Source organism: Sphingomonas radiodurans (genome assembly GCF_020866845.1).
GTDB classification, from domain to species: Bacteria; Pseudomonadota; Alphaproteobacteria; order Sphingomonadales; family Sphingomonadaceae; genus Sphingomonas; species Sphingomonas radiodurans.
On sequence record NZ_CP086594.1, the window covers coordinates 3,537,985 to 3,553,055 of the forward strand.

The 15,071-nt window shown below is 65.8% G+C and carries 13 protein-coding genes; 9 read left to right on the forward strand and 4 right to left on the reverse strand.

Annotated features, from left to right (window positions below; all coding sequences use genetic code 11):
• Positions 1–56 precede the first annotated feature (56 nt).
• From gap to LLW23_RS16800, 3 genes are read left to right on the forward strand one after another with little or no spacing between them, the layout of a single operon-like run.
• Positions 57–1,058, forward strand: coding sequence for a type I glyceraldehyde-3-phosphate dehydrogenase (gene gap, locus LLW23_RS16790; RefSeq protein ID WP_228946644.1), 1,002 nt, complete (start codon positions 57–59; stop codon positions 1,056–1,058).
• Complete coding sequence (locus tag LLW23_RS16795) at positions 1,055–1,600, forward strand: MOSC domain-containing protein (RefSeq protein WP_228946645.1); 546 nt, start codon at positions 1,055–1,057, stop codon at positions 1,598–1,600. Before gap ends, LLW23_RS16795 begins: the two co-directional genes overlap by 4 nt.
• Positions 1,513–2,715, forward strand: a complete 1,203-nt coding sequence (locus tag LLW23_RS16800; RefSeq protein WP_228946646.1) for a phosphoglycerate kinase — start codon at positions 1,513–1,515, stop codon at positions 2,713–2,715. Before LLW23_RS16795 ends, LLW23_RS16800 begins: the two co-directional genes overlap by 88 nt.
• Before the next feature lie 103 nt (positions 2,716–2,818).
• Here LLW23_RS16800 and LLW23_RS16805 read toward each other — a convergent pair whose 3' ends face one another.
• Genes LLW23_RS16805 through LLW23_RS16815 form a run of 3 tightly spaced genes read right to left on the reverse strand, consistent with a single transcriptional unit; the run spans position 2,819 to position 6,019 of the window.
• Entirely contained in the window at positions 2,819–4,435 is a 1,617-nt protein-coding gene (locus LLW23_RS16805; RefSeq protein WP_228946647.1) for a choline dehydrogenase, read from the reverse strand.
• Between the two features lie 37 nt (positions 4,436–4,472).
• Positions 4,473–5,432 (reverse strand): NADPH:quinone oxidoreductase family protein, encoded by a 960-nt coding sequence (locus tag LLW23_RS16810; RefSeq protein WP_228946648.1) that lies wholly within the window; start codon positions 5,430–5,432, stop codon positions 4,473–4,475.
• The gene (locus tag LLW23_RS16815) at positions 5,429–6,019 is read right to left on the reverse strand and encodes a TetR/AcrR family transcriptional regulator (RefSeq protein ID WP_228946649.1); all 591 of its coding nucleotides are present in this window, start codon (positions 6,017–6,019) and stop codon (positions 5,429–5,431) included. The genes LLW23_RS16810 and LLW23_RS16815 overlap by 4 nt, the downstream gene beginning before the upstream one ends.
• A gap of 86 nt (positions 6,020–6,105) precedes the next feature.
• On the opposite strand from LLW23_RS16815, the gene LLW23_RS16820 reads away from it, so the two are divergent.
• The 4 genes from LLW23_RS16820 (at position 6,106) to LLW23_RS16835 (ending at position 11,709) form a co-directional block, all read left to right on the forward strand.
• On the forward strand, positions 6,106–7,365 hold the full coding sequence (locus LLW23_RS16820) for an acetyl-CoA C-acetyltransferase (protein ID WP_228946650.1): 1,260 nt from the start codon (positions 6,106–6,108) through the stop codon (positions 7,363–7,365).
• Positions 7,366–7,419: 54 nt separating this feature from the next.
• Entirely contained in the window at positions 7,420–9,009 is a 1,590-nt protein-coding gene (locus LLW23_RS16825) for an acyl-CoA synthetase (RefSeq protein WP_228946651.1), read from the forward strand.
• Positions 9,006–10,598 carry an AMP-binding protein gene (locus tag LLW23_RS16830; protein ID WP_228946652.1) on the forward strand — a complete coding sequence of 531 codons (1,593 nt, stop codon included), beginning with the start codon at positions 9,006–9,008 and terminating at the stop codon, positions 10,596–10,598. Before LLW23_RS16825 ends, LLW23_RS16830 begins: the two co-directional genes overlap by 4 nt.
• A 136-nt stretch (positions 10,599–10,734) precedes the next feature.
• Positions 10,735–11,709: an RcnB family protein gene (locus LLW23_RS16835; protein ID WP_228946653.1), complete on the forward strand. Its 975-nt coding sequence runs from the start codon at positions 10,735–10,737 to the stop codon at positions 11,707–11,709.
• 49 nt (positions 11,710–11,758) lie between these two features.
• Here LLW23_RS16835 and LLW23_RS16840 read toward each other — a convergent pair whose 3' ends face one another.
• Positions 11,759–12,547, reverse strand: a complete 789-nt coding sequence (locus LLW23_RS16840; RefSeq protein ID WP_228948620.1) for an SDR family oxidoreductase — start codon at positions 12,545–12,547, stop codon at positions 11,759–11,761.
• Between the two features lie 143 nt (positions 12,548–12,690).
• Between LLW23_RS16840 and LLW23_RS16845 the strand changes: the two genes are divergently transcribed.
• Complete coding sequence (locus LLW23_RS16845; RefSeq protein WP_228946654.1) at positions 12,691–13,518, forward strand: SDR family NAD(P)-dependent oxidoreductase; 828 nt, start codon at positions 12,691–12,693, stop codon at positions 13,516–13,518.
• Entirely contained in the window at positions 13,515–15,023 is a 1,509-nt protein-coding gene (locus LLW23_RS16850; RefSeq protein WP_333473779.1) for an MFS transporter, read from the forward strand. The genes LLW23_RS16845 and LLW23_RS16850 overlap by 4 nt, the downstream gene beginning before the upstream one ends.
• Positions 15,024–15,071: the final 48 nt, after the last annotated feature.

The window sequence follows — 15,071 nt, forward strand, 5'->3', positions numbered from 1 at the left end:
GCATCCGTCGCGCAAAGGCGCGCGAGATATTCGAGACGAGCGGAGAATCGGGCGGCATGACGAAAGTTGCGATCAACGGTTTCGGGCGCATCGGCCGCCTCGTGGCACGTGCGATGCTGGAGCGCGGCAGCGATCTCGAGCTGGTGACGATCAACGATCTCGCCGATGCCAAGTCAAACGCCTGGCTGTTCAGCCGCGACAGCGTCCACGGCAAATATCCCGGCACCGTCTCCGCCGACGGCAATGATCTCGTCATCGACGGCAAGCGCGTCCGCGTGACGGCCGAGCGCGATCCCGCGAACCTGCCGCACGCCGAGATGGGCGTCGACATCGTGCTCGAATGCACCGGCTTCTTCACCGACCGCCCGAGCGCACAAAAGCACATCGATGCCGGTGCCAAGAAGGTGCTGATCTCGGCGCCGGCCAAGGGCGTTGACCTCACCGTCGTCTATGGCGTGAACCACGACAAGCTCGAAGCCGGCCACACCATCGTCTCGAACGCATCGTGCACCACCAATTGCCTCGCGCCGGTCGCCAAAGTGCTGAACGATGCGATCGGCATCGAGCGCGGCCTGATGACGACGATCCACGCCTATACCAACGATCAGAAGATCCTCGATCAGATCCATCCCGATATGCGCCGTGCCCGCGCGGCGGCGATGAACATCATCCCGACAACCACTGGCGCTGCGCGCGCCGTCGGCGAAGTGCTGCCCGAGCTCAAGGGCAAGCTCGATGGCTCCGCGATCCGCGTGCCCGTGCCCGACGGCAGCCTCGTCGACCTGACGTTCACGCCCAAGCGCGACACCAGCGTCGAGGAAGTAAACGCGCTGCTCAAGGCCGCGGCGGAAGGCCCGATGGAAGGCGTACTGTTCTTCTCCGACGAGCCGCTCGTCTCGATCGACATCGTCCACACGCCCTATTCGTCGACCGTCGACAGCCTCGAAACCGCCGTGATCGACGGCAAGCTTGTCCGCGTCGTCAGCTGGTACGACAATGAATGGGGCTTCTCGAACCGCATGGTCGATACCGCCGCGCTGATGGCGAAGCTGGGGTGACTGAGCCCGGCCGCCTCCTCGGGATCGCGCGGCACGTGCGTCCCAAGGCACCGATTGAGGTGATCGAGGCGGCCGAGGTGACGCTCGAAGGCGGCATCGCTGGCGATTATCGCGGCGGCATGCGCCGCAAGCCGTACAAGCGCCAGGTCACGCTGATCGAGCGCACCGACTGGGAGGCCGCGATGGCCGACATCGGCGCGACGCTCGCATGGCACGAGCGTCGCGCGAACCTGCTGGTCGATATCGATCTGCCGCAAGTGCCCGGTGCGCGCATTCGGATCGGCAGCGACGTCGTGCTCGAAGTCACAGGCAAGGACGATCCGTGCACGCGCATGGAGGCGATCGCCCCCGGCCTCGAAGCGGCGCTCACGCCCGACTGGCGCGGCGGCGTGTGTACGAAAGTGATGCAGGGCGGCCAGATTGCCGTCGGCGACCCGATCAGGATCGAAGAACCATGGCCAAGTCATTCCGCACGCTCGACGACATCGCTGACGGATTCCCCGATCTTCGCGGCAAGCGAGTCCTCGTCCGCGAGGACCTGAACGTCCCCTTCGCCGATGGTGCGGTGACCGACGATACGCGGCTCCGCGCGACGGTCGCCACCGTCTCCGAACTCGCCGACAAGGGCGCGATCGTCCTGGTGTTGGCGCATTTCGGTCGCCCCAAGGGCGTGCCGAGCCCGGATCTGTCGCTCGCGCAGATCATTCGACCCTATTCGGCCGTGCTCGGCCGCTCGGTGCGCTACGTCGATTGGGAAGGCGATGCGGCGAACGTCGCAATGCTCCAGCCCGGCGACATTGCGGTGCTCGAGAACACGCGTTTCTTCAGCGGTGAGGAAAAGAACGATCCCGCCGTCGTCGCACGCTTCGCCGCTTTGGGGGATCTCTACGTCAACGACGCTTTCTCCGCCGCACACCGCGCGCACGCCTCGACCGAGGGGCTCGCGCGCGCGCTTCCGGCCTTTGCTGGCCGCGCGATGGAAGCCGAACTCGTCGCGCTCGAAAAGGCGCTCGGCGCACCCGAACATCCGGTCGCCGCGGTCGTCGGCGGCGCGAAGGTCTCGACAAAGCTCGATGTGCTCAAGCACCTCGTCGGCAAGGTCGATCACCTGATCATCGGCGGCGGCATGGCGAACACCTTCCTCGCCGCGCGCGGCGTGAACGTCGGCAAGAGCCTGTGCGAGCATGACCTGACCGGCACTGCCGACGAGATCCTCGAAGCCGCCGACCGTGCCGGCTGCACCGTCCATTTGCCGTACGACGTGGTGGTGGCGAAGGAATTCCGCGCCAACCCGCCGATCCGCACCGTCAACGTCCACGAGGTCGCGGCCGATGAGATGATCCTCGACGTCGGCCCCGCCGCGGTCGAGGCGCTCGGCGATGTCCTGAAGAACTGCCGCACGCTCGTATGGAACGGCCCGATGGGCGCCTTCGAAACCGCGCCATTCGACGCTGCCACCGTGGCACTTGCGAAGACCGCCGCGGCGCTGACGGTCGACGGCAGCCTCGTCTCGGTCGCTGGCGGCGGCGATACTGTGTCGGCGCTCAACCACGCCGGCGTGGCGGACGACTTCACCTTTGTCTCGACTGCGGGCGGCGCCTTCCTGGAATGGATGGAAGGCCGCGACCTCCCCGGCGTCGCCGCGCTCAAGCGGTAAGCTTCCCCACAGGCGTCATCCCAGCGAAAGCTGGGATCGCCCGCGGCTCGCGCACCGGTCCATGACTGAGCGACCCCAGCTTTCGCGGGGTGACGAATGTCGCCTAAGCCGCCAGCGCCGCCTTCACCTTCACCCCGCGGATCATATCCGCGGCCTTCTCCGCGATCATGATCGTCGGCGCATTCGTGTTCGATCCCACCAGCGTCGGCATCACCGATGCATCGACGACGCGCAGCCCGTCGAGCCCACGCACGCGCAACTGCGCATCGACCACCGCCATCTTGTCGCCGTCCGCGCCCATCTTGCACGTGCCCACTGGGTGGTAGATCGTCTCCGAGTTCGCCCGCACCCACGCGTCGATCTCGGCGTCGGTCTGCACGTCGCGCCCCGGGGTGATCTCGTCACCGCGATACGGATCGAGCGCCGCCTGATACGCCACCTCGCGACCGATATGGACGCAGTCGCGCATCACCCGCCGGTCGACCTCGCTCGCCAGGTAATTGGCGAAGATCAGCGGATCGGCATTGGGATCGGCCGAGGCAAGCCCGATGCGCCCGCGGCTCTCGGGCCGCAGCTGGCAGAGGTGGAACGAGAAGCCGTCCGCCTTTACCCGCGTCCTGCCGTGATCCTTCATGATCGCCAGCACGCCGTGGATCTGCACGTCCGGCCGCGACAGCCCCTCGCGCGAGGAGATGAACGCGCCCGATTCGAGGAACTGCTGCCGCCCGAGCCCGGTGCCGCGCGTCAGATACTCCAGCCCCACGCGCAGCTGGCGCAGCCCCTTCGTCTGCGAAAACGCCGTCATCAGCCCGCGGCTGTGCCAGCTCATGATGATGTCGAGATGGTCCTGCAGATTCTCGCCGACGCCCGGCAGATCATGCACCGGCTGCACCCCGGCGTCCTTCAGCGCAGCGGCGTTCCCGATGCCGGACAGCTGCAGGATGTGCGGGCTTTGCACCGCACCGGCGCACAGGATCGCCTCGCCGTGCACCTCGACGCGCTGGGCGCGCTTGTCCTTGATGTAATCGACCGCGACCGCGCGCCCTCCCGCAACCACGATGCCCGCCGTCCGCGCATCGGTGATCACCGTCAGGTTCGTGCGCGATTCGATCGGCCGCAGATACGCCGCCGCGGTCGACCAGCGCTGGCCGTTGGCGATCGTCAGGTCGTAACGCCCGAAGCCCTCCTGGCTCGCGCCGTTGAAGTTCTCGGTGACGGGATAGCCAGCCTGCCGCCCGGCCTCGATCAGTGCATCATGGAACGGTGAGTCGCTCTCGCCGCCCGAGATCGTCAGCGGCCCGTCGCTGCCGTGCAGGTCGCCGCCACGATGATGCCCTTCGAGCTTGCGGAAATACGGCAGCACGTCGCCCCACGCCCAGCCGGTCAGCCCCATCTGGCGCCACTCGTCGAAATCCTGCGGGTGGCCGCGGGTATAGACCATGCCGTTGATCGCCGACGATCCGCCGAGCCCGCGACCACGCGGCCACCACAGACGTCGGTTGTCGAGGTGCGGCTCGGGCTGCGTCCAGAAGCCCCAATTATGCTTGTTCTTGGCCTTGATCAGGCTGCCGACGCCGGCCGGCATCCGCACGAGCATCTCCTTGTTCGCGCCGCCCGCCTCGAGCAGGCAGACGCTGACCGCTGGGTCCTCGCTCAGCCGCGCGGCAAGCGTGCAGCCGGCCGAACCGCCGCCGATGATGACGTAATCGAAACCCGACATAACTCTCTCCATTCGTATTTATTGACGGGCCGGGGCCTCAGGGGACCAGCACGATCTTTCCCACCATCTCGCTGCGCTGCATCGCCTCGAAGGCGTCGCGCCACTGGTCGAGCGGATATTCGGCATGCACGCGCGGCCGGATCTTGCCCTCTTCCGCCAGCCGCCAGATCGCCGCCTGATTCTCGCGCCCCTTGTCGGGGAACTGCCGGCCGTATTCGCCCGCGCGCACGCCGATCACCGAAAAGCCCTTGATCAGCGGCATGTTGGTCGAAACGGTCGCGATCCGCCCCGAGGTGAAGCCGATCACGCACAGTCGCCCGCCGAACGCGATCGCGCGCACCGATTCGTCGAACACGTCGCCACCGACCGGATCGTAGATCACGTCAGCGCCGCCGCCGGTGATCTCCTTCACCGCCTCGCGGAAGCCCGGCGCCGGCAGCACCGCCTCGACGCCGTATTCGGCCTCGACCACCCGCAGCTTGTCCGCCGATCGCGACGTCGCGATCACCTTCGCGCCGAGCGCCTTGGCGAGATCCACCGCAGCCAGTCCCACGCCACCGGTCGCGCCATGCACCAGCACCCATTCGCCGGGCTCGACCTTCGCCAGCCGTACCAGCGCGACATATGCCGTCAGATACGCCGCGCCGACCCCCGCCGCCTCGCCGAACGACAGATGCGCCGGCTTGCGCCGCACCACCGCCGCGTCGACCAGCGCGTATTCCGCAAAGCCGCCCAACCGCGTGCCCGCTATTACCGCGTCGCCCGTCGCGAACCCGTCGCCGGCAATCACTTCGCCCGCCACTTCCATCCCAGGCGAGAAGGGCAGCGGCGGCTTCATCTGATATTCGCCGCGCGTCATCAGCAGGTCGGGAAAGTTCAACGCCGCCGCCTTCACACGGATCAATACCTTGCCGGGGGCAGGGGCCAAGTCCGGCACGTCGACCAGCGCAGTCCCCGACAGATCGGGCGAGAGGGTCGCAACCACCAGCGCCTTCATGACCGCGCGGGCACCGCGACCATGATGTCGAGCAGCGAATCGAACAGCGATGCCATGTCGAGATGCGGCGCATGCACCTTGCTCAGCCCCAGCGTGATGAGGCCGTAAGCGCGCACTTCCGCCTCGGCGCGCGAAAAGCCCGTCTGCATCAGGCTGCGCGCGAGGAAATCGAGCATCAGCTCGTCGTGTCGCTCCACCGCGCTTCGAGCACGCGGATCACTTTCCGCCCAGGCGCGCATCGCCACTGCGATCCGAGAGGCGCCGCGCCGCCGTACCGTCTGGCCGAGCAGCCGGATACGCCCGATCGGATCGGCGGTTGCGCGCTCCAGCGCCGCGATCAGGTCACTCACCTGATCCTCGGCGAAATACGTCGCGAGCTTCCCCTGATAATCGTCGAAGTCGCGGAAATGGTGATAGAAACTTCCGGTCGAAACGCGCAGCTCCTCGGCCAGCGGCCGCAGCTTGAGCGCCCGCAATCCGCCGCGCCGCAGCAGCGATTGTCCCGCCTCCAGCCAGTCGCGCGGCGTCAGATCGGGGGTGCGTACGGGCAACGCGATTGGTCCCGAAACTGGCAGCACGCTTGACATCCCTTGTACCATAACGAAGGTTATGCCGGAAATCCGCGCCGGTAAAGGGACCGCGGGTTGTAGGTTTTCTGGAGAGGTTCGCAGCAATGGCCGACGCTTACATCATCGACGCCGTCCGCACCCCGCGCGGCATCGGCAAGCAGGGCAAGGGCGCGCTCGCGCACATGCACCCGCAGCATCTTGCCGCCACCGTGCTCAAGGCGATCAAGGAGCGCAACAACCTCAACACCGAGGAAGTCGACGACATCATCTGGTCGACCAGCACGCAGCGCGGCAAGCAGGGTGGCGATCTGGGCCGCATGGCCGCGCTCGACGCCGGCTATGACGTCAAGGCCTCGGGCACCACGCTCGATCGCTTCTGCGGCGGTGGCATCACTGCGGTGAACTTCGCCGCGGCACAGATCATGTCCGGCATGGAAGATCTCGTCATCGCCGGCGGCACCGAGATGATGAGCCTCACTGCGGCGATGGGCGCCGAGGACATGGAGAGCGGCAAGACTCCGCTCGGTATGGGCTCGGGCAACGAGCGACTGAACCTCAATCATCCGCAATCGCACCAGGGCATCTGCGGCGATGCGATCGCCAGCATGGAAGGCATCACGCGCGAGCAGCTCGACAACGCCGGCCTCGAAAGCCAGCAGAAGGCCGCTGTCGCAATCGCCGAGGGCCGGTTCGACAAGTCGATCGTCCCAGTCGTCGACGACGAGGGCAACGTCGTGCTCGCGAAGGACGAATTCCCGCGCCCGCAGACCACGGCAGAAGGCCTCGCCGCGCTCAAGCCGTCGTTCGCTGCGATGGCCGACATGCCGTACAACAAGTCCGGCGACACGTTCCGCACGCAGATCAACCGCAAGTATCCTGACCTCGAGATCCAGCATTTCCACCATGCCGGCAATTCGTCGGGCGTGGTCGATGGCGCGGCCGCGGTGCTGCTCGCCTCGAAGGAATATGCCGACAAGATGGGCTGGAAGCCGCGCGCACGGATCGTGGCGATGGCGAACATCGGCGATGATCCAACGCTCATGCTCAACGCCCCGGTGCCGGCCGCGAAGAAGGTGCTGGCGAAGGCTGGCCTGACGATCGACGACATTGACCTGTTCGAGATCAACGAGGCTTTCGCTGTCGTTTCCGAGAAGTTCATCCGAGATCTCGAAATCCCGCGCGAGAAGGTGAACGTCAACGGCGGTTCGATCGCGCTCGGCCACCCGATCGGCGCAACCGGATCGATCCTGATCGGCACGATCGTCGACGAGCTGGAGCGTCAGAACAAGCGCTATGGCCTCGTCACGATGTGCGCGGCGGGCGGCATGGCCCCCGCGATCATCGTCGAACGCCTCGATAGCTGATCAGCAAAATGTGCCGCGAGCGGGCCGATAGCGCCCGCCGCGGTGGAGAGACACATGACGCATCCGTACAAACACGCCGCCGCCACTCCCGACAAACCGGCCTATATCATGGCCGGCAGCGGTGAGACGATCACCTACGCCCAGCTCGACGCCCGCGCCAATCAGGGCGCGCATCTGATCCGCGCGCTCGGGCTCAAGCGTGGCGACGCGATGGCCATGATGATGGACAATTCGGCGCGCTATTTCGAGGTCGCATGGGCGGCCGAGCGCGCCGGCGTCTATCTTACCTGCCTGTCCTCGAAGCTGCTGCCGGCTGAGGCCGAATATATCATTCGCGACGGCGAGTGCCGCGTGTTCATCGCGTCGAAGGGCACCGCGGCGTGCGCCACCGCGCTGCTGCCGCTGGTCGACGATCTCGATCGCTTCATGGTCGATGGTGTCGTCGATGGCTACCAGGGCTGGGAAGAGGCGACCGCCGCTCAGCCTGAAACGCCGATCGCCGATCCGTCCCCCGGCCAGATCATGCTCTATTCGTCGGGCACCACGGGCAAGCCCAAGGGTGTACGCTTCGCGCTGCCGGAAGATCCCTATGGCGAGAACGTCTCGCCGCTCGTGATGATCGGGCAGGGGCTCTACGGCTTCAATCCCGACATGATCTATCTGTCGCCCGCCCCGCTCTATCACGCCGCGCCGCTGCGCTGGTCGATGGCGGTGCAGCAGATCGGCGGCACGGTGATCGTGATGGAGCGGTTCGACGCCGAGAAGGCGCTCGAATATATCGAGCGTTACAAGGTCACCCATGCGCAATGGGTGCCGACGCACTTCATCCGCATGCTCAAGCTCCCCGAGGCCGACCGAAAGAAATATGACGTCTCGTCGCTCAAGGCGGTGTGGCACGCCGCGGCGCCTTGCCCGGTTCCGGTCAAGCAGGCGATGATCGAATGGTGGGGCCCGATCATCGGCGAATATTACGCCGGCACCGAAGGCAACGGCTTCCACAACATCCTCTCGCCCGAATGGCTGACGCACAAGGGATCGGTCGGCCGCAACCTGACGACGATCACCCACATCTGCGACGACGAAGGCAACGAAGTGCCCCCGCGCACCGAGGGCGCGATCTTCTTCGAGGCACCAGTTACCGATCTAAATCCCACGGGAGCGGCTCCGTTCATCTACCACAATGACCCCGAAAAGACCCGGGAAAGCACGAGCGCGAAGGGCTGGACGACGCTCGGTGATGTGGGCTGGATGGACGAGGAGGGCTACCTTTACCTCACCGACCGCAAGAGCTTCATGATCATCTCGGGTGGGGTGAATATCTACCCGGCAGAGATCGAGAACCTATTGATAACGCACCCGAAAGTCGCCGACGTCGCGGTGATCGGTGCCCCACACGAAGAGATGGGCGAGGAGGTCGTCGCGGTGATCCAGCCCAAGGATCTCTCCGAAGATCGCGCAGCGCTGGCCGACGAACTCGCGCAATATGCCCGCGCAAACCTCAGCCACGTCAAATCGCCGCGCCGCTGGGATTTTCGCGAGGAATTACCGCGCCATGACACCGGCAAGCTCTACAAACGGCTGCTACGCGACGAATATTGGGGCAAGCTGAAGCCCGCGGAGCCATCAGCGGAGCAGGCGGCATGAGCTTCAACTTCGGCGACATGATCGAGGCGGTCGAGGCCGCCATCCCCGGCGATCGCATTGCGCTTGCGCACGGCGATCAGGTCGTCGACTGGGCGACGCTGCGCACCCGCTCGAACAACCTGGCCCGCGCCCTGATTGAGCGCGGGCTCAAGCCGGGCGAGCGGTTCGCCTTTTATGCCTATAATTCCGCGGATTATCTGATCGCGTTGATGGCGTGCTGGAAGGCGCGCGGCACGCACGTCAACGTCAACTATCGCTACGTCGCCGACGAACTCGCTTATATTCTGGCCGACAGCGACGCGACCGTCCTTATCTACGACGCCCGGCTGCGCGATGCAGTGGCAGAGGTGGTCGATCGCTCGCCGCTGGTCCGCACCTGGGTCGAGATCGGCTGCGAGGATGCGCCGCCGGCGTTCGCCGAACGCTTCGACGATCTGGTCGAAGGGGAGGGCGCTCCGGTCGCGATCCCGCGCGATCCGCTCGACCGCTTCTTTATCTACACCGGCGGTACGACGGGTATGCCCAAGGGCGTCGTTTGGACTCATGCCGAACTCAACGCGATCGGCCTCGCCGTCGCCGCCACGCAGGGCTTGCCGGTGCCCACCAGCGTCGCGGAGGCTGCCGCCTTTGCCGCGGCCAACCCCGATTACCCGCGCACCGTTTGCGGCCCGCCGCTGATGCACGGCACCGGGCTGCTCTCGTCCTACGGCGCCTTGCTCGCCGGCGGCTTCGTCGCGACGCTCTCCAGCCGCAGCTTCCGGCCCGAGGAAGCGCTCGACGCAATCGACCGCTGGCAGGCCAACCGCCTGATCGTCGTCGGCGACGCCTTCGCGCGCCCAGTGCTCGAGTCGCTCGAGGCGAACCCGGGCCGCTGGGACGTCTCGAACATCCGTCTCATCAGTTCGTCGGGCGTGATGTGGACGCAGGGCGTGAAGGACGGCCTGATCCGCCATATGCCCGAGGCGACCTGCCAGGATAATTTCAGCTCGTCCGAAGCGATCGGCATGGGTGCGTCGCTCACCACCAGGGACGGCACGGCAGAAACAGCCAAGTTTATGGTCGGCCCGCGCTGCCGTGTGCTCGACGATGATGACAAGGATATCGTCCCTGGCTCCGGCGCCACTGGCAAGGTCGTCCTCGCGCCGCCGAGCCCGGTCGAATATCATAAGGATCCTGAGAAGAGCGCGCGCACGTTCCGCATGATCGACGGGGTGCGCTACACTGTGTCGGGTGATTTCGCGCAGGTTGCCGCGGACGGCACGCTGATCCTGCTCGGCCGCGGCTCGGCATGCATCAACTCGGCCGGCGAGAAGATCTTCCCAGAAGAGGTCGAAGAAGCCCTCAAGCTCTGCCCACAGGTCGACGACGCCTTGGTTTTCGCGATGCCCGATCCGAAATGGGGCCAGGCCGTCGCTGCGGTGGTGCAGGCGACGCCCGGGTTCGATGAGGGAGTCACATGCGATACGCTGCGCCACAAGCTCGCCGGGTACAAGCTTCCCAAGCTGATCGTCACCACCGATCAGTCGCTGCGTGCGCCCAATGGCAAGGCGGATTATGCGCGGGCAAAGCAGCTCGCTGGCGTTGCCTGAAACCTTTCGGCTGGCTGACAGGTCGGTTCAGCCCGCAGTCGCCACGCTTCGTCCATAAGGCTTTCATCGGCAGGGTGGGTCCAACTTCGGGCTACCAGTGCCGGCGGTGGAGTAAAGCAAGATGGGCAGAAAGTTCATGGCCGCACTGTTGGCGGCGGCGTCGATCATCCCGGGTGTGGCAGTCGCACAGGATCGCGGCGAGCGCGGCGAGCGTACCGCGGCCCGCGCCGAACGCATGCAGCAGCGCCAGGCGCAGCAGGCCCCCGCGGGCGACGCACAGCAGCGCAGTGCGCAACGTGTCGAACGGATGCAGCAGCGCCAGGCGCAGATGCAGCAGGCACCGGCAGCCATGTCGCAGCAGCGTGCCGAGCGGATGCAGCAACGTCAGGCGCAACAGATGCAGCAGGCGCCGTCGGCTGTCGCGCAGCAGCGCGCCGAGCGGATGCAGCAGCGCCAAGTCCGGCAAGCCCAGCAGTCACCCGCCTTTGCCGGCCAACCAAGGCTGCGCGACGAGCGGCGAGACGACCGCGCGGCGTTCACCGCCGAGCGTCAGCGAGATCGCCAGGCGCTTCAGGCCGGTCAGGCAACCCGTGACGTGTATCGCGCCGATCGTTCGCGTGACGTTCAGGCCTATCGCCAGGATCGCACGCAAGACCGCCGCGTCCAGGTGCAGCGCGACCTGAACCGCAGCGCTGCCGAGCTGAACAATCAGCGCTGGCGGGATTATGATCGTAACGGTCCCCGGGCAAACAGCGTCTGGTCTGGCGGCCGCAACAATGTCGGCGTCGCGCGCGGTGGCGGCTGGAACCGTGATTGGCGCCGCGACTCGCGCTACGATTGGAACCGCTTCCGCGTCTCCAATCGTAGCGCCTTCCAGTTACCGCGCTATTATGCGCCGTATGGCTGGAACCAAGGCTATCAGCGCTTTGGCATCGGCGCGGTGCTGTCAGCCAGCCTGTTCTCGCAGAACTACTGGATCGATGATCCCTGGTCCTATCGCCTGCCAGACGCCGGCGATGACCTACGCTGGGTCCGTTACTACAACGATGCGATCCTGGTCGATGTCTACACCGGCGAAACCGTCGACGTGATCCACGATATCTTTTGGTAAGCCCTGCGCCCTCCGCCCCGTTCGACAAGAACCGGGCGGAGGAACCGCATCAGGCGCCCACGCTTGTCCCCAGCGAGGCATTCACCAGCCCACCGTCCACCACCAGCGTATCGCCCACGACATAGTCGCTCGCCCGGCTCGCAAGGAAGATCGCCGCGCCCGCCATGTCGTCGGCATTGCCGATCCGGCGCATGGGGATGCCCTTGGCCACTGCGTCGCCATGGTCGCGCGCCGCGCGGTTCATCTCGCTCGCGAACGCGCCTGGGGCCAGGCTGGTGACGATGATCGCATCCTTGATCAGCCGCGCCGCCATCCGCTTCGTCAGGTAGATCAGCGCCGCCTTCGACGCATGATAGCTGTACGTATCCCACGGGTTCAGCCGCAGCCCGTCGATCGAGGTGATGTTGATCACCTTCGACGGCGCGTCATAGCTCGCGCGCGTCTTGAGCATCCCGTGCAGCGCCTGCGTCAGGAAGAACGGCGACTTGACGTTCAGGTCCATCACCTTGTCCCAGCCGGCCTCGGTGAATTCTTCGAACGGCACGCCCCACGCCGCGCCGGCATTGTTGACGAGTATGTCGAGATGCGCCTCGCGCTCGCCCAGCTCCGCCGCCAGCGCACGGCATCCCTCGACGGTCGAGATATCATGCGGCAGCGCGACGCAGTTCGGCCCCAGCTCGGCCACCGTCTCCTCGCACGTTGCCGCTTTGCGCGACGAAATATAGACCTTCGCGCCCTGTTCGATGAAACCGCGCGCGATGATCTTGCCGATCCCGCGGCTGCCGCCGGTGACCAGCGCGACTTTGCCTTCCAGGCTGAAGAGGTTGCTCAGGCTCATCATATCTCTCCCAAAAACACGACGCCGCGTACCGCGCGGCTAAAATGCCCGCAAGCGCCCTACCGGTAATTCGAACCTGCCGCGATTGACCGGGCGACGCCCCATACTATGATGCCGAAAAATCATAAGGATGGGATGAGAGGATGCGCTTTTCGAACAAGCGTGCCGTGGTCACCGGTGGGGCTTCAGGCATTGGACGGGCGACGGCGCTGCGCCTCGCCGAGGAAGGCGCCGAGGTCTTGATCGGCGACATCGACGAGGCTGGCGGCGACGAGGTTGCGAGCACCTCGAACGGCAAGATCCGCTTCCAGCGCTGCGACGTCATGCAGGCCGACGATATCCGCGCGCTGATCGAGGCGGCGGATGCAGCAGGCGGGGTCGATGCGCTGTTCAACAATGCCGGCGCAGGCGGCGCGCGCGAAAAGATCGATGAGATCTCGCCGGAGGATTGGGATCGCACCCAGTCGCTGCTGCTCCGCTCGGTCGCGCTCGGCATCCGCTATGCCGCGCCGCTGATGGCGGCGCGCGGCGGCGGTGCGATCGTCAACACCTCGTCGGTTTCGGCGCTCGGCACCGGCTATGCGCCGACCGCTTATTCCACTGCCAAGGCTGGTGTGCTGCATCTGTCGAAGCTCGCTGCGGCGGATCTCGCCAAGAGCAACATCCGCGTCAACGCGGTGATCCCCGGCTTTATCACCACCAACATTTTTACCCGTCATCTCGACGTGCCCGCCGACAAGCTCGATCTCGCCAACATGGCAATCGCGCAGGCCGCGGCGCACGCCCAGCCGGTCAAGCGCGCCGGCCGCTCGGAGGATATCGCCGCGGCGGTCGCTTTCCTGCTCAGCGACGATGCCGGCTTCATTACTGGCACGCATTTGCTGGTCGATGGCGGCATTACGATCGGCACGCGGCAGAGCTGGGATCCCGATATCCCCGGTATGTTCGCCGCGCTGGGGGCGTTCCAGTGAGTGCGTCGATCGCCAGCGGCGCCGCGATCGGCGCGCCGCCACCCGCCCGCCGGCTACGCTCGGGCACGATGGCGAGCTACGGCTTCGGCGCCGCCGCCTATGGCGTGAAGGATTCGGGCTTCGGCACCTTCCTGCTGCTTTTCTATAATCAGGTGATCGGCGTGCCCGCGGCCACCGTCGGCTTCGTCATCATGCTCGCGCTGGTGATCGACGCCTTCGTCGATCCGACCGTCGGCTTCCTCTCCGATCGCACCCGCACAAAATGGGGCCGCCGCCACCCGTGGCTCTACGGCTCCGCGCTGCCGATCATGCTCGGCTGGGTGCTGCTGTGGAACCCGCCGCAATCGTCGCAAGCGGCGACGCTCGGCTGGCTCTTCGTGATGGCGGTGCTCGTGCGCAGCGCGGTGAGCGCGTATGAAGTGCCAAGTCAGGCGATGGCGGCCGAACTCAGCGCCGATTATGACGAGCGCACGCGGATCATGGCCACTCGCTACCTGTTCGGCTGGCTCGGCGGGCTGATCATGCTGATCGGCGCTTACTGGATCTTCCTGTCGCCGACTCCCGAATACCCCAATGGCCTCCTCAACCCCGCCGGTTACAAGAGCTTCGCAATCGCCGGCGCATTGTTCATGGGTTTCGCGATCCTCACCTCCGCACTCGGCACGCACCGCGAAATCCCAAACCTGCCCAATCCAGTGATCGAGAAACAATCGCTGAAGAAGAATTTCGCGGACCTGCGCGAGACGATGAACAACCGCGCCTTCGTAATCCTGATGATCGCTGGCCTGTTTGTGTATACCAATCAGGGCATCACCTACGCGATCTCGAATTACCTCTACACCTATGTCTGGCAGTTCACGACGATCACGGTCGTTGGCTATACGCTGCCCACTTTCGTGCCGCTCAGCTTCTCGCTATTCGGCGGCGTGCTCGTCGCCTTCGTCGTCGCGCCCAAGCTTGGCAAGACGACCAGCAAGCCCAAGGCCGCCTCCGTCGCTGCGGTCCTCGCGATCATCATCGGCACTGCGCCTTATTGGCTACGGCTGGCGGGTGTGTTCCCGCAGGTCGGCGAGCCGGCGATGCTGCCACTACTCTTCGCCTTCCTCGCCGCCGGCACCGCAGCTGGCGTCACCGCGCACATTCTAGGCGCTTCGATGATGGCTGATGTCGTCGAGGATTCTGAGCAGCGCACTGGGCGCCGTTCGGAAGGCGTATTCTTCGCCGGCGGCTTCTTCATCCAGAAATGCACCAGCGGCGTCGGCATCTTCGCGACTGGCCTTATCCTCGCGGTTGCCGGCTTCCCGGCGAAGGCGGTGCCGGGGCAGGTGCCGGTCGAGGTCGTCGATCGCCTGACGATCATCTACATCGTCACTGCCACCGTTCTCGCGCTGATCGCCGCGGTCGCCTATCGCAAGTTCCCGTTTGGCCGTGCCGAACATACGGCGCGGTTGGAGGCGCTACGGATGCAAGCGCTCGATTCGGATCGCGTCGACCCCGTGCCATAAGCGCCGAATTTCGACGAAACTGCGACGAAACGGCACTTCATCGGCGCG